Source organism: Enterobacter sp. PL_is379, assembly GCF_055817355.1.
In genome coordinates this window covers 16,379-33,370 of sequence record NZ_JBVPGT010000030.1, presented here as the reverse complement: position 1 = coordinate 33,370, position 16,992 = coordinate 16,379, and the positions used below count along the sequence as shown (strand labels likewise).

Genomic DNA, 16,992 nt, shown 5'->3' with positions numbered 1-16,992 from the left:
GCCTCTACTTCGCCACCGGCAAATCGGCGTACCGCGTCGTATAGGCCGGTGACAACATCTCTCGCTTCATTGCCCACGGTTTCTCAATCCCCTGCCCGGCGAACCATATCTTCCCTTTGCCGGAATGATTTACGCTGTCGATCATCTCCATCAGCGCCGCGCTGTTGGCGCGCAGACGATTATCGTCAAACAAATTAAGCTGGGCGACGCCGCTGCTGAAAAAATCCGCCAGCATGACCCCGGCCTTCATATAGCGATACCCGTCGAGCCATATCCGCCCCAGCGCCTCCGTGGCGGCGCGGATGATATCGCGCGAGTCATTGGTGGGCGTCATCAGGGTGACAGAAGCCTGATTGCCGTAATAAATTTCGTTGTCAGCGTGCGGGCTGGTGCGCACAAACACGCTGATAAAACGACAGTATTGATGCTCGCCGCGCAGTTTCTCTGCGGCGCGCTCCGCGTAGGCGCAAATCGCCTGATGCATCTCTTCATATTGGGTAATGCGGTGTCCAAACGAACGGCTACAGATGATTTGCTGCTTCGTGGGGGTGTACTCTTCCAGGTCAAGGCAGGGCTCGCCGCGAAGCTCACGCGCCGTGCGTTCCAGTACCACGTTGAAATGTTTGCGAATGACCCACGAGGAGGCCTCCGCCAGCTCCAGCGCCGTGGTAATCCCCATTGCGTTCAGTTTTTTCGTGATGCGCCGCCCTACCCCCCACACCTCCTCTACCGGCACCTTTGCCAGCAGTTTACGCTGCCGCTCCCGGCCTGAGAGATCGACCACGCCGCCGGTGCCAGCCCATCGCTTCGCCGCATAGTTGGCCAGCTTCGCCAGCGTTTTGGTCGGGGCAATGCCGACGCCAACGGTTAAGCCCGTATTTTTATAGACCTGCGTGCGCATCTGGTGTCCGAACGCTTCCAGTGCAAGGCGGTTACCGATCCCTGAAACGTTCACGAACGCCTCGTCGATCGAGTAAATTTCTATGGCCGGAGCCAGATCCGTCAGCGTCTGCATCACCCGACTGCTGAGATCGGCATACAGCGCATAGTTCGAACTAAAGACGTAAACCCGCGACGGATAGCCCTTCTCTTTGAATTTAAAATAGGGCTCCCCCATTTTTATGCCGAACAGCTTTGCCTCCGGCGACAGTGAAATAATGCAGCCGTCGTTATTGGACACCACCACGATGGGCTTCCCCTGCAGATCGGGGCGAAATACCTTCTCGCAGGAGGCATAGAAGCTATTCACATCAACCAGCGCGAACATGTTTATGCGTTTTAAGCGTGTGGGTGACGACGCCGAAGATCTGCAGCTCCTCTTCGGACTGAAAGGTAATCGGCTGATAGCAGGCATTATGCGGCAGAAGTCTCAGAACCGGGCGAGTCTGTAGCTCTTTCACCGTAAACTCACCGGCGACCGACGCCACGACGATGTCCCCATGTTCGGCATTTAACGAACGATCGACCACCAGCAGATCGCCGTCACCGATCCCCGCGCCAATCATGGAGTCTCCACTCACCTTGATAAAATAGGTCGCACTGGGGTGTCTCACTGCCAACCGGTTAAGATCGAGACGATCTTCCACATAGTCCTGCGCCGGACTGGGGAAGCCACAGGCTACACGCTCTGCAAACAACGGTAATTCAATAGATTGGTTTGGATGATAAGAAAAGAGAGTGTCCATAATGCCTTTCTCGCCAGATACTGTATATAAATACAGTATTACGGATTATGGCCAGGGATCAAGGTCATTTCCGGAGGCGAACCCAAACGCGTTGAAGTATCAGAAGATTTAAAACGCGCAAAGCCCGCAAGCATACTTACGGCTTTGCGCCTGTGACGATCAGTCCATCAGCGTATTCAATGTTTCCAGTGCGTCAGGCGGCAGCTGCAGTTCCCCCGCCGCGAGGTTTTGCCGCAGATGCGCCACGGAAGAGGTGCCCGGGATCAGCAGGATATTTGGGGAACGCTGCAGCAGCCATGCCAGCGCAACCTGCATTGGCGTGGCACCCAGTGAATCCGCAACTGCCTTCAGCCCGGACGATTGCAGTGGCGTAAAGCCGCCCAGCGGGAAGAACGGCACATATGCAACCCCCTGCTGCGCGAGCAGATCCACCAGCGCATCGTCGCCCCGGTTCACAATGTTGTACATGTTCTGCACGCACACCACCGGCACCAGCTTCTGCGCTTCCGCGACCTGGGTGGCCGTGACGTTGCTCAGGCCAATATGCCGCACCAGCCCCTGCTGCTGTAATTCGGCCAGGGTGGAAAGCGGTTCAGCAATCGATCCTTCCGCCGGCCCGTGTGCGCTAAACATGATCCGCAGGTTCACCACGTCCAGCACGTCCAGCTGCAGATTACGCAGGTTGTCATGCACCGCCTGCGTCAGTTCCTGCGCGGAAAAGGCCGGCAGCCAGGCGCCTTTGTCGTCGCGACGGGCGCCAATCTTGGTGACGAGCGTCAGATCGTCCCGGTACGGGTGAAGCGCCTCGCGGATCAGCTGGTTAGTGACATGAGGACCATAAAAATCACTGGTATCAATGTGGTTCACCCCCGCCGCCACCGCTTCGCGCAGCACGTCCAGCGCGGCCTGCTTATCCTTCGGCGGCCCAAAGACGCCAGGCCCGGCCAGCTGCATCGCGCCGTAGCCCAGCCGTTTCACCGTCCGCGTCCCGAGCGCGTACGTCCCGCTTTTATCAATGCTGCTCATGTTGACCTTCCTCATAAAAATGATCCGGATTTACAACAGGTTCCCTCAGGGAGCCTTTAGTTAAGCGCGAGTTAATTAAAGTTTACATTCTCTACGACGATAGTAATGAAGTAACCCTGCATCTTCTCTAACGGACGACCGCTATGCTGAAAAATCTGCACGTGATTACCGGTATTATCTTTGCCCTCACCATATTCTGTCTGCTGCAAGTTGTCACGGGAGGGTTGTTCTACTCTGCCGTCAGTAACGATCGCCATAACTTCCAGAACTCCGGCGTGCTCAATGCCCAGCAGGAAAGCCTGAGCGACAGCGTGAACACGCTGGTGAAAACGCGCGTCACCGTCACCCGCGTGGCGATCCGCTATCTGAAAAACCAGCGTGACCCGGCTTCCCTGGCGGCGATCAATAAGCTGCTTGGCACCGCAGGCGACTCGCTGGCAAAAGCCGAAGCCTATAACAAAGAGTGGCAGAAACTGCCGCAGGTTAAGGGCCAGGAGGCGGCATTGACCGACGAGATGCAGAAATCATGGAACCAGATGCACGAAGTGATGCGCTTATCGATTGAGTATCTGCGTGCCGACAACTATCAGGCCTATGGCGATCTGGACGCGCAGCAGGCGCAGGACGACATGGAAGCGGTCTATAACCGCTGGCGCGCCGAAAACAACACCCTGCTGAAGGCCGCAACCGAAGAGAACCAGAGCAGCTTCACGCAGATGCAGTGGACCCTGGCGGCAATTCTGCTGGCCGTTATCGCGGTTCTGGTGGTCATCTGGCAGGGTTTACAGCACCTGCTTTTAAAACCACTCCACTCCATTATGAACCATATTCGCGCCATTGCAGGGGGCGACCTGACGCAGGATATCGCAATATCTGGCCGCAACGAGATGGGTCAGCTGGCCGCTGGCCTGCATGAGATGCAGCAGTCGCTGGTGACCACCGTCAGCGCCGTGCGCGGAAGCACCGATTCCATCTACACCGGCGCAGGCGAAATTGCCGCAGGAAGCAACGATCTGTCCGCCCGCACCGAGCAGCAGGCCGCCTCGCTGGAAGAGACCGCCGCCAGCATGGAAGAGCTGACCGCAACGGTTAAACAGAACTCCGATAACGCCCGTCAGGCCACGCTGCTGGCGAAAAACGCCTCTGAAACGGCCGCGCGCGGCGGTCACGTCGTGGATAACGTGGTTCGCACCATGAACGAAATCGCCGACAGTTCGCAGCAAATTGCGCATATTACCAGCGTGATCGACAGCATCGCGTTCCAGACCAACATTCTGGCGCTTAACGCCGCGGTGGAAGCCGCTCGCGCCGGGGAACAGGGGCGTGGCTTTGCGGTTGTCGCGGGCGAGGTCCGTACGCTGGCGAGCCGCAGCGCGCAGGCGGCGAAAGAGATCAAAGGGCTTATCGAGAACTCCGTCAGCCGGGTGAATACCGGCTCTGAGCAGGTGAGCGAGGCCGGCACCACCATGAAGGAGATCGTCGCCGCCGTTACCCGCGTGACCGATATCATGGGCGAGATTTCCTCTGCCTCTGACGAGCAGAGCCGCGGTATTGAGCAGGTGAGTCTGGCCGTTTCGCAGATGGACAGCGTGACGCAGCAAAACGCCGCGCTGGTGCAGGAGTCCGCCACGGCGGCTGCGGCACTGGAAGATCAGTCCGAGCAGCTGCGCCAGGCGGTAGCGGCGTTTCGTCTGAACGGCAAAGAAAAAGCGGTCGCTCCACGCCCGGCCAATCTGAAAACGCCACAGCTGCTGCGCCCGGCAACGACAACCCCCTCCACCGACAGCAACTGGGAAACGTTCTGAGTCTCAGGCGGGCGAGAATATCGCCCGCTAGCGGCTGCGCTTGGCGTGCCGCTCCCAGTTTTCCTGTTTTGCTTCATCGGATTTTCGCAGTGAAACATAGCATGCCCCGCTGCCGCCGTGATGCGGCAGCGCCACGCAGAAGGCCTGCACTTCCTCGAACTCGGTCAACCAGCGCGCCAGGTAGCTGCGCACCACATTCGGATGCGAGTTCTGCTCCCGCCCTTTCCCGTGAATAATAATCAGGTTACGTAACCCGTCACGTCTGGCCTGGCAGATAAAAGAAAACAGCATCTGACGGCAGCGTTCGGCAGGCTGACGCAGGAGGTTTAAGCTGGCCTGGCGGGCATATTTACCCGAGCGCAGCTTATCGATAACGCCCTGCTGCACCCCTTCGCGCTGGAACGCCAGCGGTTCTTCCAGGGGAAGAAGGTCAAGAAAATCGAGCGTCAGGAAGTTATCCAGCTGTTCATTATCCACCTCCTCGCGCACCCGGGTATTGCGGCTGGGCTGCCAGTGAATATCCGGGCCACGCTTCAGCGGCTGGACATCTTCCATGGCGTCAAGAAAAAAGGATTTGTCGTCAGGGTTCATGGATATCCTCCGGCTACAACTGAGGACGGTACTATACCTGCGCCCGAGACAGGCCTCAATCACCGTTACAGGCCGTCGTGCGCAACAAATATTAACCTGATGAATATATATAGTATTTATAAAATAAACTTAAATATGACTTAACTAAAATTTCAGCAAAGATGAAATAAGTGATTTGTGTTAAATTTTCGTAAAATCAAACACTCAATATCCTTTCATTTTACGGGAAAGGTGTTATACCTAAATATACCTGCTTCATGGATATAATACTCAGGATTGGCGAAAGGACGCACTACTGTGTGTACTGGAGGGTCTGTCAGATGTCGGACAGACCCTGTTTTTTATGGTCGGCTTTTCACGCCACGACTATTTTCCTCGCTTCCCTTCTGAACTGTGTAATTAATGATTCGGCAAGGGGCGTCTGACGTGAATCACGGCGCTGAATTAAATAATATGCTGCTTTTGGAAGCGACTCGACAACCGACAGCATGACCAGGCGGTGCGCCAGCAGCGGGTCACACCCTAGCTCCTGCGGCAATATGCTTAGAAAATCACTTTGCGCAACCAGGCTAATACAGGAGGAAAAGGTTTCACAGACCACACCAATTCGCGGTATTTGCGAACGATCGCTAAATACCTCTTCTAATTGCTTGTAATAGCTTCCCCGCGGCGTCGGCATTGTCCAGTTATAATGCAGAAGTTCATTAATCGACGTTGCTCCCGTAGCCGGATGCCCTTCCCGACAAAATACCGCAAACGGTTTTTCGAAAAGTTTTTCAAACGTAAATTCCTGGTCGTAAGGCCCCTGATAATAGGTATTGATGGTGAAATCCAGTTCGCCCTGGCGTAATTCATTGATCATCGATACCAGCTGCCCTTCCATAATCCGCACCTTGACCTGCGGATGCTGCGCGTGAAAGCGGGTAATGACGGCGGGCATAAGCGTGCGTGAAACGCTGGCCCCCATCCCGATGTTGATCTGCCCGGCCAACTCCCCCTGCCGCTGACGAATGTCATCCTGCGCCGCGCGCAACTCTTCCAGGATCAACCTGGCGCGCTGGTAAAAACCCTCACCGCATTCCGTCAACGCGACGCCCTTACTCCTGCGCACGAAAAGCTGCGCCGCCATGCCCTCCTCCAGCTCTTTGATGGATTTGGTCAGCGCCGGCTGGGAAAGATTCAGCGTTCTGCTGGCACCGCGAATGCTGCCCTGACGCGCAACCTCAACAAACGCCCGGATTTGATGAAATTTAATCTGGAATGTCATAGCCCGACCGATAACCGTTGTTTATCAGAGTAAAGAAACTGTCATCTACTTTAATGGAAAGGGATGTGCGAGGGTAATTCCTGAACGGTTAAAACTGTGAAAAATCGGTTAGTGATAAGTAAAAACTATCACAGCGTGAAGCAGTTCACATATTTTAATGATGACAGGAACAGATATGGACACACTGGCGCAGTACATCCAGACGTTAACCCCGCAACTGAGCGCATGGCGTCGTGATTTTCACCATTTCGCGGAATCCGGCTGGGTAGAGTTTCGTACCGCCGCGAAAGTCGCGGAAATCCTGGACTCGCTGGGTTACGAACTGGCGATGGGGCGCGACGTGGTCGATGCCGAAAGCCGTATGGGGCTGCCCGATGCCGCTACCCTGGCGCATGAGTTTGCCCGCGCGCGGACGCAGGGCGCGCCTGAGAAATGGCTGGCGCCGTTTGAAGGCGGCTTTACCGGCATTGTGGCGACCCTGAATACCGGCCGCCCTGGCCCAACCCTGGCGTTTCGCGTGGACATGGACGCCCTTGATTTAAGCGAAGCGCTCGACGACAGCCATCGCCCGTCCCGCGACGGGTTTGCCTCCTGCAACGCGGGAATGATGCACGCCTGCGCGCACGACGGCCACACCACCATTGGTCTGGGGCTGGCGCAGGTGCTTAAGCAGAATGAAGCCCGGCTGAACGGCACCATCAAGCTGATCTTCCAGCCCGCCGAAGAAGGTACGCGCGGCGCGCGCGCCATGGTTGCCGCCGGGGCGCTGGACGACGTGGACTATTTCACCGCCATCCATATTGGTACCGGCGTGCCTGCCGGAACGGTGATCTGCGGCAGCGATAACTTTATGGCCACCACCAAGTTCGACGTGAACTTTACCGGCGTGGCCGCACACGCGGGCGGTAAGCCGGAGGACGGTCGTAACGCCCTGCTCGCCGCCGCGCAGGCCGCCCTCGCCCTGCACAGCATCGCCCCGCACAGCGAAGGTGCCTCCCGGGTAAACGTCGGCGTGATGCAGGCGGGCAGCGGACGCAACGTGGTGCCCGCCAATGCTCTGATCAAAGTTGAAACCCGCGGCGAAACCGAAGTGATTAATCAGTACGTCTTTGAACGCGCGCAGGCAGTGGTTACCGGCGCGGCGGCCCTCTACGGCGTGAACGCCGAGATGCGCCTGATGGGGGCTGCCACCTCCAGCGCACCGACGCCGGCCTGGGTGGATTATCTGCGCGAGCAGGCGAGCCAGGTTTCCGGGGTTGTCCATGCCATCGATAAGGTGAAAGCCCCGGCAGGCTCCGAAGACGCCACGCTGATGATGGCCCGCGTGCAGCAGAACGGCGGCATGGCGTCCTATATGGTGTTTGGCACGGAGTTGAGCGCCGGACATCACAACGAAAAATTCGACTTTGATGAGCAGGTCATGCCTGTCGCCATCGAAACGCTGGCGCGAACTGCGCTCAATTTCCCGTGGACGCGAGGTGTGTAATGCAGGAGAACTACGCTTTTATTGCCGATGCGATCGACACGCGATGTCGGACGTTAACCGATATTGCCGACGCGATTTGGGATCGTCCCGAGACCCGCTTTGAAGAGTTCTGGTCCGCCGAACGGCTGGCCAGCGAGCTGGAAGCAGAAGGCTTCACGCTGATCCGCGAGGCAGGCGGCATCCCCAACGCGTTTATCGCCAGCTTCGGCAGCGGGAAACCGGTTATCGCCCTGCTGGGCGAGTACGACGCGCTGGCCGGGTTAAGCCAGCAGGCACACTGCGCGACCGCGCAGACTGCCACGCCGGGAGCCAACGGCCATGGCTGCGGGCATAACCTCTTAGGCACCGCGGCGCTTGCGGGCGCAGTGGCGGTGAAAAGCTGGCTGGAGCAGCACGGCGGCAGCGGAACGGTGCGTTTTTACGGCTGTCCCGGCGAAGAAGGCGGCTCCGGGAAAACCTTTATGGTGCGCGAAGGGCTGTTTGATGACGTCGATGCCGCCGTCACCTGGCACCCGGAAGCCTTTGCCGGGATGTTTAACGTCAGCACGCTGGCGAATATTCAGGCCGCCTGGCGTTTTCACGGCGTGGCGGCACATGCGGCCAACTCCCCTCATCTGGGACGCAGCGCGCTGGACGCCGTGACGCTGATGACCACCGGCACCAACTTCCTTAACGAACACATTATCGAGAAAGCACGCGTCCATTACGCCATTACCGATACCGGCGGGATTTCGCCCAACGTGGTGCAGGCGCAGGCCGAGGTGCTATACCTGATCCGCGCCCCGGAGATGGCGGATGCGCAGCAGATCTACGAGCGCATCGAGAAAATCGCCCAGGGCGCGGCGCTGATGACCGAAACCACCGTCGAATGCCGCTTTGATAAAGCCTGCTCCAGCTATCTGCCGAACCGCACGCTTGAGGCGGCGATGTATCGCGCCCTGCAGCACTACGGCACGCCGGAGTGGACCGACGAGGAGCGCGAGTTTGCCCGCAAGATCCGCGCCACGCTGACGCCGAACGATCTGCAAAACAGCCTGAAAAATATTGCCGCCACGGGTGGCGAAGCGGGTAAAGCCTTTGCCCGTCGTCATCAGGCGACGCTGCTGGTGGATGAAGTCGCGCCCTACGCTATTACCGACAACGTGCTGGCGGGCTCAACGGACGTGGGCGACGTCAGCTGGAAAATGCCGGTCGCCCAGTGCTTCAGCCCCTGCTTTACCGTCGGCACGCCGCTGCACACCTGGCAGCTGGTGTCCCAGGGGCGTACTTCCATTGCTCACAAAGGCATGCTGCTGGCCGGAAAAGTGATGGGTGCGACCGCGCTCAATCTGCTGCTGGACGCAGCGCTGCTGAACAAATGCCGTGAAGAGTTCGAACAACAATTACAAGAAAAACCGTACGCGTGTCCGATCCCACAGGGCGTGACACCGTCACCTTTAAAATAAAAAAACACAACAACACAACACTCCCGAGGAACGCCCATGAGTATGTCATCCATACCTTCGCATTCCCCATCCGGTAAGCTCTATGGCTGGGTTGAAAGGATCGGCAATAAAGTGCCGCACCCTTTCCTGCTGTTTATCTATCTGATCGTGATTTTGATGGTCGCCACCGCCGTGCTCTCCGCCTTTGACGTGAGCGTGCGCAGCCCGGCTGACGGCAGCCTGGTGGCGGTGAAAAACCTGCTCAGCGTTGACGGACTGCACTGGTTTTTACCTAACGTCATCAAAAACTTCAGCGGTTTCGCCCCGCTGGGCGCCATTCTGGCGCTTGTGCTGGGTGCCGGGCTGGCAGAACGCGTTGGCCTGCTGCCCGCATTAATGGTGAAGATGGCTTCCCACGTCAGCGCGCGGTACGCGAGCTACATGGTGCTGTTTATCGCCTTCTTCAGCCATATCTCCTCCGACGCCGCGCTGGTGATCATGCCGCCGATGGGAGCGCTGATTTTCCTCGCCGTCGGTCGTCATCCCGTGGCGGGCCTGCTGTCGGCGATTGCGGGGGTGGGCTGCGGATTCACCGCTAACCTGCTTATCGTCACCACCGACGTGTTGCTCTCGGGCATCAGCACGGAGGCGGCAAAGACCATTGATGCGGCTATGCACGTCAGCGTGATCGACAACTGGTACTTTATGGCAAGCTCGGTCATTGTCCTGACGATTGTCGGCGGGCTGATTACCGATAAGATCGTCGAGCCGCGCCTGGGCAAATGGGAAGGCCGTAGCGATGAAAAGCTGGAGACCCTGAGCAAAGAGCAGCGCTTCGGCCTGCGCGTGGCTGGCGTGGTCTCGCTGGCCTTTATCGCGCTGGTGGCGCTGATGGTGGTCCCGGAAAACGGCATATTGCGCGATCCGGTTAAACATACGGTCCTGCCGTCACCGTTTATTCAGGGCATTGTGCCGCTGATTATCCTCTTCTTCTTTGTCGTTTCGCTCGCCTACGGTATCGCTACCGGCAAAATCCGCCGTCAGGGCGATTTGCCGCAGCTGATGATCGAGCCGATGAAGGAGATGGCGGGCTTTATCGTGATGGTGTTCCCGCTGGCGCAGTTTGTGGCGATGTTTAACTGGAGCAACATGGGCAAGTTTATGGCCGTGGGCCTGACCGACGCGCTGGAGGCTGCCGGATTAAGCGGCGTACCGGCGTTTGTCGGCCTGGCGCTGCTGTCATCCCTGCTGTGCATGTTTATCGCCAGCGGCTCCGCCATCTGGTCGATTCTGGCCCCGATCTTCGTACCGATGTTTATGATGCTGGGGTTCCACCCGGCTTTCGCGCAGATCCTGTTCCGCATCGCGGACTCTTCGGTTATTCCGCTGGCGCCAGTCTCGCCGTTTGTTCCGCTGTTTTTAGGCTTCCTGCAGCGCTATAAACCCGAGGCCAAACTGGGTACCTACTATTCGCTGGTTTTACCCTACCCGCTTATCTTTTTAGGGGTATGGCTGGTGATGCTGGTGGCATGGTATCTTGTCGGCCTGCCGATTGGACCGGGGATTTACCCGAGGCTGAACTAAAGGAATGAGGATGCTGAGATTACTCGAAGACAAGATTGCGACGCCGCTCGGCCCGCTGTGGGTGATCGCGGACGAGCAGTTCTGCCTGCGCGCCGTCGAATGGGAAGAGCACAGCGACCGCATGGAAGAACTGCTTGCGATTCACTACCGCTCACAGGGATATGAACGTATCCGCGCCACCAATCCGGGCGGGCTGAGCGACAAGCTTGCGGCGTACTTCGAAGGCGATCTCAGCATCATCGATACTCTGCCGACCGCCACGGCGGGCACGCCTTTTCAGCGCGAAGTGTGGCAGGCGCTACGTTCGATTCCATGCGGGCAGGTCATGCATTACGGCCAGCTTGCGGAGCAGCTAGGCCGCGCAGGAGCAGCACGCGCGGTGGGTGCCGCGAACGGCTCTAACCCGGTGAGCATCGTGGTACCCTGCCATCGCGTCATTGGCCGTAACGGTACCATGACAGGCTATGCCGGTGGCGTGCAGCGAAAAGAGTGGCTGCTGCGTCATGAAGGGTATCTCTTGCTCTAGTTCCCAGGCTTTTTGTGCTTAATTTTCTACCGGTTAGGGTAAAAATCCATAATCAAGCTGTGGAATTTCAAGAAGATGGCGACACGTTGCCGTCTCTTGTCCTTATTGAGGGTTTGTCAGGCTTACGTACTTACCAAAAAGATGTTAAAATTGACCAATATCAATTAAGGCTTGAGCAAACCTATGATCCCGGAAAAGCGAATTATACGACGCATTCAGTCTGGCGGTTGTGCTATCCATTGCCAGGATTGCAGCATCAGCCAGCTCTGTATCCCGTTTACCCTGAATGAGCATGAACTCGATCAGCTTGATAATATCATCGAGCGCAAAAAGCCTATTCAGAAAGGGCAGACGCTGTTTAAAGCGGGAGACGAACTGAAATCGCTCTATGCTATCCGTTCTGGCACCATCAAGAGCTACACCATCACCGAACAGGGTGACGAGCAGATCACCGGCTTCCATCTGGCGGGCGACCTGGTGGGCTTTGATGCCATCGGCACGGGCCATCACCCGAGCTTTGCTCAGGCACTCGAAACCTCAATGGTTTGCGAAATCCCGTTTGAAACCCTGGACGATCTCTCCGGCAAGATGCCTAACCTGCGTCAGCAGATGATGCGTCTGATGAGCGGTGAGATCAAAGGCGATCAGGACATGATCCTGCTGCTTTCCAAAAAGAATGCAGAAGAGCGCCTGGCCGCGTTTATCTACAACCTCTCCCGCCGCTTCGCCGAGCGTGGCTTCTCGCCGCGTGAATTCCGTCTGACGATGACGCGTGGCGATATCGGTAACTACCTGGGTCTGACCGTGGAAACCATCAGCCGTCTGCTGGGTCGTTTCCAGAAGAGCGGGATGCTGGCCGTTAAAGGTAAATACATCACTATCGAAAACGGTGAAGCGCTGGCCGTTCTTGCCGGGCACGCCCGCAACGTGGCATAACTTTCCACCTGTTGATGACCAGACTGATAAATTCTTGTGATTTATTGGTCTGGTATAATCACTTTCGTTTCAAGATATTTTCACCGTAGTACGTCCCCACACAGCGCCCGAAAGGTTCTCGTTGAGGTTATGAATTGAGAGAAAGTTTGTTTTTCGTTTCAGTCGTGATCGCCTCAGTGACCTTTATCTTCATCTGGATCATGCTTGTCGGCCCAATGAAGGGGGAGGAAAAAACCTACGTTCAGGACTCCACGACCTTTGCGATAGCGGTGATGGTGCTGCTGTTTATTGCGTTTATCGCGGTGACGACCACAGTGCTTTTCCTCTGATAAATTTTCATGAATTATTGATCTGGCAAAACCTCCCCTCTGTTTCATTCAGGATATATAGGTTACTCTTTTAATTACAGACTGTGGTGACAGTAGTAAGGAGACCTGTATGGCCAAGTATCAAAACATGCTGGTAGCTATCGATCCGAATCAGGACGATCAGCCGGCATTACGACGTGCTGTGTATTTACATCAACGGATTGGTGGCAAAATCAAAGCGTTTTTGCCGATCTATGACTTCTCGTATGAGATGACCACCCTTCTGTCGCCTGACGAGCGCACCGCTATGCGTCAGGGCGTCATCAGCCAGCGTACCGCGTGGATCCGTGAACAGGCGAAGTATTACCTGGAAGCGGGTGTGCCCATTGATATTAAAGTGGTCTGGCATAACCGACCTTTCGAAGCCATCATCCAGGAGATTGTCGCCGGTGGGCACGACCTGCTGCTGAAGATGGCGCACCAGCACGACAAGCTGGAATCCGTGATCTTCACCCCGACCGACTGGCACTTGCTGCGTAAATGCCCTTGCCCGGTCTGGATGGTGAAAGACCAGCCGTGGCCTGAAGGCGGAAAAGCCGTTGTGGCGGTAAACCTCGCGAGCGAAGAGGATTACCACAATTCGCTGAACGAGAAGCTGGTGAAGGAGACCCTCCAGCTTGCCGATCAGGTGAATCATACCGAAGTGCATCTGGTGGGCGCCTATCCGGTCACCCCGATTAACATTGCCATTGAGCTGCCTGAATTTGACCCGAGCGTGTACAACGACGCGATCCGCGGTCAGCACCTGCTGGCCATGAAAGCGCTGCGCCAGAAATTCAGCATTGATGAGAAAATGACCCACGTGGAAAAAGGACTGCCTGAAGAGGTGATCCCGGACCTGGCGGAACACCTGCAGGCGGGGATTGTGGTGCTGGGCACCATTGGCCGGACCGGTATTTCTGCCGCCTTCCTCGGCAATACCGCCGAACAGGTAATCGACCATCTGCGCTGCGACCTGCTGGTCATTAAGCCGGATGAGTACCAGACGCCGGTTGAGCTGGACGATCCGGAAGACGATTAACCAGCAAGATGAAAAAAAACCGTCGGGGAACCGGCGGTTTTTTTTTGCCGGGTGGCGGCTTCGCCTTACCCGGCCTACGGGTTTGGTAGGCCCGGTAAGCTTGCACCACCGGGCTTTACCCTGTCAGAGTGATTTCAGAATCGCATCCACGCTGGCTTTGGCATCGCCAAACAGCATGTGGGTGTTCTCTTTGAAGAACAGCGGGTTCTGAACCCCGGCATAGCCGGTATTCATGGAGCGTTTAAACACAATCACGTTCTGCGCCTTCCACACTTCCAGAACCGGCATACCGGCGATTGGGCTACCCGGATCGTCCTGTGCAGCAGGGTTAACGGTATCGTTGGCGCCAATGACCAGCACGGTGTCGGTGTCGGCGAAATCATCGTTGATCTCGTCCATTTCCAGCACGATGTCGTAAGGCACTTTCGCTTCCGCCAGCAGCACGTTCATATGGCCAGGCAGACGCCCTGCCACCGGGTGAATACCAAAGCGAACCTTAATACCCCGCGCGCGCAGCTTCTCGGTGATTTCCGCCACCGGATACTGCGCCTGCGCCACCGCCATGCCGTAGCCCGGAGTGATGATCACGGAATGCGAGTTTTTCAGCATGTCTGCAGTATCTTCCGCAGAAATTTCACGGTGTTCCCCCACTTCTTCATCCGCACTGGAAGAAGACCCATCGGTCCCGAAACCACCGGCGATAACGCTGATGAACGAACGGTTCATCGCCTTACACATGATGTAAGACAGGATCGCACCGGAAGAACCCACCAGCGCACCGGTGACGATCAGCAGGTCGTTGCTCAGCATAAAGCCTGCCGCCGCTGCCGCCCAACCGGAGTAGGAGTTCAGCATCGAGACAACCACCGGCATATCCGCACCGCCGATGGACGCCACCAGGTGCCAGCCGAACGCCAGCGCGATGATGGTCATCACCAGCAACGCCAGCACCTGCAGACCGACGCTTTCGGTACGCACGAAGACCACCAGCAGTACAAACGACACGACCAGCGCCGCCAGGTTCAGCTTATGACGGTTTGGCAGCATCAGCGGTTTAGAGGAGATCTTCCCGCGCAGTTTGCCGAACGCGACAATAGAACCGGTGAAGGTCACCGCACCGATGAAGATACCGAGGAACACTTCCGTCAGGTGGATGTTCACCAGAATCGGTTCCAGGCCCGGTTCGTGATACAGGTAGCTGTTGAAGCCCACCAGCACCGCCGCCAGACCCACGAAGCTGTGCAGAATAGCGACCAGCTCCGGCATCTCGGTCATTTCAACGCGTTTCGCGAGGCGAATACCAATCGCGCCGCCGATGATCATCGCTACCAGGATCCACGCCACGTTGCCGGTATCCGGCCCGAAGATGGTGGCAATCAGCGCAATCGCCATCCCGGCGATACCAAAGTTATTCCCCTGCTGAGACGTTTCGTGTTTGGAAAGCCCCGCCAGACTGAAAATAAACAGGATTGCAGCAACAATGTATGCGGCTGTCACTAATCCTCCAGACATATGCTACCCCTTAGCCTTTACGAAACATTTTCAGCATGCGCTGAGTCACGGTGAAACCACCGAAAATATTGATACTGGCGATCAGCACCGCGATAAAGCTCAGGAAGCTGATCCAGCCGCCGTGACCAATCTGCAGTAACGCCCCCACTACGATGATCCCGGAGATGGCGTTAGTTACCGACATCAGCGGCGTGTGCAGCGCATGGGAGACGTTCCACACCACGTAGTAGCCTACGACGCAGGAGAGCGCGAAGACGGTAAAGTGGCCGAGGAACTCTTTCGGCGCGACATCAGCCAGCCAGCCGAACAGAATAATCACCAGCGCCATGATCGCGTATTTACGCCACGGAGAAGCCGGTTTGGCGGGCTCTTTAGGCGCGGGCGCCGCTTTCGCTGCAGCCTGAGGCTGAGCAGAAACCTGAATAGGCGGCGCAGGCCAGGTAATTTCACCTTCACGGACCACGGTGACGCCGCGCACCACCACATCGTCAAAATCGACGGTGATGTTGCCGTCTTTCTCTTTGCAAAGCAGCTTCAGCAGGTTGACGAGGTTCGTGCCGTACAGCTGAGAAGACTGCGTTGGCAGACGGCCCGGCAGATCGGTATAGCCGATCACCTTCACGCCGTTCGCGGTCGTGGTCACCTGATTCGGTACGGTATATTCACAGTTACCGCCGTTTTGGGCGGCCAGGTCGACAATCACGCTGCCCGATTTCATGGAGTCAACCATCTCACGGGTAATCAGCTTCGGCGCCGGTTTGCCCGGGATAAGCGCGGTGGTGACAATGATGTCGACATCTTTCGCCTGCGCGGCGAAGAGTTCCATTTCGGCTTTGATAAAGGCTTCGGACATCACCTTCGCGTAACCGTCGCCGCTGCCTGCCTCTTCCTTAAAGTCCAGTTCAAGGAATTCGGCCCCCATACTCTGAACCTGTTCCTTTACTTCAGGACGGGTGTCAAAGGCGCGTACGATAGCGCCCAGGCTGTTTGCCGCACCGATGGCGGCAAGGCCCGCTACGCCCGCACCAATCACCATCACTTTCGCCGGAGGGACTTTACCCGCGGCGGTGATTTGACCGGTAAAGAAGCGACCAAATTCGTGGGCCGCTTCAACAATGGCGCGGTAGCCGGCAATGTTTGCCATGGAGCTTAAGGCATCCAGCGACTGCGCGCGCGAAATGCGCGGCACGGAGTCCATCGCCATCACGGTCACGCCACGGGCCGCCAGCTTCTCCATCAGCTCCGGGTTTTGCGCAGGCCAGATGAAGCTCACCAGGGTCGTCCCCGGATTCAGCAGCGCAATTTCACTCTCTTCCGGTGCGTTGACCTTCAGAATTACCGGCGACTGCCAGACGTCAGCACCGTCGACCACTTCTGCGCCAGCCTGGATAAAGGCCTCGTCATCGAAACTCGCCAGTTTGCCTGCGCCGCTTTCGACCGCGACCGTAAAACCCAGTTTAAGCAGTTGCTCCACCGTTTTCGGTGTTGCCGCTACGCGGGTTTCATTGGCTAACCGTTCTTTTGGTACCCCAATACGCATAGTTTTCCCTTCCATCGGTTTTTGATGATGGTTTATCGATAAATGCCCGCGGTTTGTATCAATTTTCGCCATCGCGCGAGCGACGAGATATGATTAACCCCGGAAAATAAAACAGTAACAAACTGTCTATAACCTACTGAAAATAGCGCCCGTGATCTACCGCCAGAAAACACTATTTCTTACTTTATCTGTGAAAAATAAGCGATCGGCGTCACTGACAG

Annotated in this window: 15 protein-coding genes; 8 read left to right on the top strand and 7 right to left on the bottom strand. The window is 56.9% G+C overall.

Annotation, left to right across the window (positions count from 1 at the left end):
• Positions 1-4: 4 nt before the first annotated feature.
• The 3 genes from umuC to AC0TOY_RS14335 all read right to left on the bottom strand — a co-directional run bounded on the left by umuC (position 5) and on the right by AC0TOY_RS14335 (position 2,711).
• Complete coding sequence (gene umuC / locus AC0TOY_RS14345; RefSeq protein ID WP_473721980.1) at positions 5-1,267, bottom strand: translesion error-prone DNA polymerase V subunit UmuC; 1,263 nt, start codon at positions 1,265-1,267, stop codon at positions 5-7.
• Complete coding sequence (gene umuD, locus AC0TOY_RS14340; RefSeq protein WP_407859873.1) at positions 1,251-1,685, bottom strand: translesion error-prone DNA polymerase V autoproteolytic subunit; 435 nt, start codon at positions 1,683-1,685, stop codon at positions 1,251-1,253. The genes umuC and umuD overlap by 17 nt, the downstream gene beginning before the upstream one ends.
• Positions 1,686-1,844: 159 nt before the next feature.
• Entirely contained in the window at positions 1,845-2,711 is an 867-nt protein-coding gene (locus tag AC0TOY_RS14335) for an aldo/keto reductase family oxidoreductase (protein ID WP_473721979.1), read from the bottom strand.
• 143 nt (positions 2,712-2,854) lie between these two features.
• On the opposite strand from AC0TOY_RS14335, the gene tcp reads away from it, so the two are divergent.
• Positions 2,855-4,516 carry a methyl-accepting chemotaxis citrate transducer gene (gene tcp / locus AC0TOY_RS14330; RefSeq protein WP_090417214.1) on the top strand — a complete coding sequence of 554 codons (1,662 nt, stop codon included), beginning with the start codon at positions 2,855-2,857 and terminating at the stop codon, positions 4,514-4,516.
• A gap of 27 nt (positions 4,517-4,543) precedes the next feature.
• Here the strand turns inward: tcp and smrA are convergent, their stop codons facing one another.
• Positions 4,544-5,107, bottom strand: coding sequence for a DNA endonuclease SmrA (gene smrA / locus AC0TOY_RS14325; protein ID WP_048991196.1), 564 nt, complete (start codon positions 5,105-5,107; stop codon positions 4,544-4,546).
• 355 nt (positions 5,108-5,462) lie between these two features.
• The gene (locus AC0TOY_RS14320) at positions 5,463-6,374 is read right to left on the bottom strand and encodes a LysR family transcriptional regulator (protein ID WP_417927276.1); all 912 of its coding nucleotides are present in this window, start codon (positions 6,372-6,374) and stop codon (positions 5,463-5,465) included.
• 175 nt (positions 6,375-6,549) lie between these two features.
• Between AC0TOY_RS14320 and AC0TOY_RS14315 the strand changes: the two genes are divergently transcribed.
• The 7 genes from AC0TOY_RS14315 to uspE all read left to right on the top strand — a co-directional run bounded on the left by AC0TOY_RS14315 (position 6,550) and on the right by uspE (position 13,719).
• Positions 6,550-7,860: a M20 family metallo-hydrolase gene (locus AC0TOY_RS14315; protein WP_216356897.1), complete on the top strand. Its 1,311-nt coding sequence runs from the start codon at positions 6,550-6,552 to the stop codon at positions 7,858-7,860.
• Positions 7,860-9,305, top strand: coding sequence for a M20 family metallopeptidase (locus AC0TOY_RS14310; protein WP_061715394.1), 1,446 nt, complete (start codon positions 7,860-7,862; stop codon positions 9,303-9,305). Before AC0TOY_RS14315 ends, AC0TOY_RS14310 begins: the two co-directional genes overlap by 1 nt.
• 36 nt (positions 9,306-9,341) lie before the next feature.
• On the top strand, positions 9,342-10,868 hold the full coding sequence (gene abgT, locus AC0TOY_RS14305) for a p-aminobenzoyl-glutamate transporter (protein WP_048991204.1): 1,527 nt from the start codon (positions 9,342-9,344) through the stop codon (positions 10,866-10,868).
• 10 nt (positions 10,869-10,878) lie between these two features.
• Positions 10,879-11,394 carry a methylated-DNA--[protein]-cysteine S-methyltransferase gene (gene ogt / locus AC0TOY_RS14300; RefSeq protein ID WP_032651063.1) on the top strand — a complete coding sequence of 172 codons (516 nt, stop codon included), beginning with the start codon at positions 10,879-10,881 and terminating at the stop codon, positions 11,392-11,394.
• 183 nt (positions 11,395-11,577) lie between these two features.
• Positions 11,578-12,330, top strand: a complete 753-nt coding sequence (fnr, locus tag AC0TOY_RS14295; protein ID WP_006174991.1) for a fumarate/nitrate reduction transcriptional regulator Fnr — start codon at positions 11,578-11,580, stop codon at positions 12,328-12,330.
• A 146-nt stretch (positions 12,331-12,476) separates the two neighbouring features.
• Positions 12,477-12,659, top strand: a complete 183-nt coding sequence (locus AC0TOY_RS14290) for a hypothetical protein (RefSeq protein WP_014883604.1) — start codon at positions 12,477-12,479, stop codon at positions 12,657-12,659.
• 109 nt (positions 12,660-12,768) lie between these two features.
• Positions 12,769-13,719: a universal stress protein UspE gene (gene uspE / locus AC0TOY_RS14285; RefSeq protein ID WP_024909171.1), complete on the top strand. Its 951-nt coding sequence runs from the start codon at positions 12,769-12,771 to the stop codon at positions 13,717-13,719.
• 123 nt (positions 13,720-13,842) lie between these two features.
• Here uspE and pntB read toward each other — a convergent pair whose 3' ends face one another.
• Together pntB and pntA are read right to left on the bottom strand one after the other, a co-directional pair.
• The gene (gene pntB / locus AC0TOY_RS14280; RefSeq protein WP_024909329.1) at positions 13,843-15,231 is read right to left on the bottom strand and encodes a Re/Si-specific NAD(P)(+) transhydrogenase subunit beta; all 1,389 of its coding nucleotides are present in this window, start codon (positions 15,229-15,231) and stop codon (positions 13,843-13,845) included.
• Between the two features lie 10 nt (positions 15,232-15,241).
• Complete coding sequence (gene pntA / locus AC0TOY_RS14275) at positions 15,242-16,771, bottom strand: Re/Si-specific NAD(P)(+) transhydrogenase subunit alpha (protein ID WP_024909330.1); 1,530 nt, start codon at positions 16,769-16,771, stop codon at positions 15,242-15,244.
• Between the last annotated feature and the right edge of the window lie 221 nt (positions 16,772-16,992).

Excerpts from the sequence above, each read along its gene's own strand:
- umuC (WP_473721980.1), bottom strand. The coding sequence starts at position 1,267 with ATGTTCGCGCTGGTTGATGTGAATAGCTTCTATGCCTCCTGCGAGAAG.
- umuD (WP_407859873.1), bottom strand. The coding sequence starts at position 1,685 with ATGGACACTCTCTTTTCTTATCATCCAAACCAATCTATTGAATTACCG.
- AC0TOY_RS14335 (WP_473721979.1), bottom strand. The coding sequence starts at position 2,711 with ATGAGCAGCATTGATAAAAGCGGGACGTACGCGCTCGGGACGCGGACG.
- tcp (WP_090417214.1), top strand. The coding sequence starts at position 2,855 with ATGCTGAAAAATCTGCACGTGATTACCGGTATTATCTTTGCCCTCACC.
- smrA (WP_048991196.1), bottom strand. The coding sequence starts at position 5,107 with ATGAACCCTGACGACAAATCCTTTTTTCTTGACGCCATGGAAGATGTC.
- AC0TOY_RS14320 (WP_417927276.1), bottom strand. The coding sequence starts at position 6,374 with ATGACATTCCAGATTAAATTTCATCAAATCCGGGCGTTTGTTGAGGTT.
- AC0TOY_RS14315 (WP_216356897.1), top strand. The coding sequence starts at position 6,550 with ATGGACACACTGGCGCAGTACATCCAGACGTTAACCCCGCAACTGAGC.
- AC0TOY_RS14310 (WP_061715394.1), top strand. The coding sequence starts at position 7,860 with ATGCAGGAGAACTACGCTTTTATTGCCGATGCGATCGACACGCGATGT.
- abgT (WP_048991204.1), top strand. The coding sequence starts at position 9,342 with ATGAGTATGTCATCCATACCTTCGCATTCCCCATCCGGTAAGCTCTAT.
- ogt (WP_032651063.1), top strand. The coding sequence starts at position 10,879 with ATGCTGAGATTACTCGAAGACAAGATTGCGACGCCGCTCGGCCCGCTG.
- fnr (WP_006174991.1), top strand. The coding sequence starts at position 11,578 with ATGATCCCGGAAAAGCGAATTATACGACGCATTCAGTCTGGCGGTTGT.
- uspE (WP_024909171.1), top strand. The coding sequence starts at position 12,769 with ATGGCCAAGTATCAAAACATGCTGGTAGCTATCGATCCGAATCAGGAC.
- pntB (WP_024909329.1), bottom strand. The coding sequence starts at position 15,231 with ATGTCTGGAGGATTAGTGACAGCCGCATACATTGTTGCTGCAATCCTG.
- pntA (WP_024909330.1), bottom strand. The coding sequence starts at position 16,771 with ATGCGTATTGGGGTACCAAAAGAACGGTTAGCCAATGAAACCCGCGTA.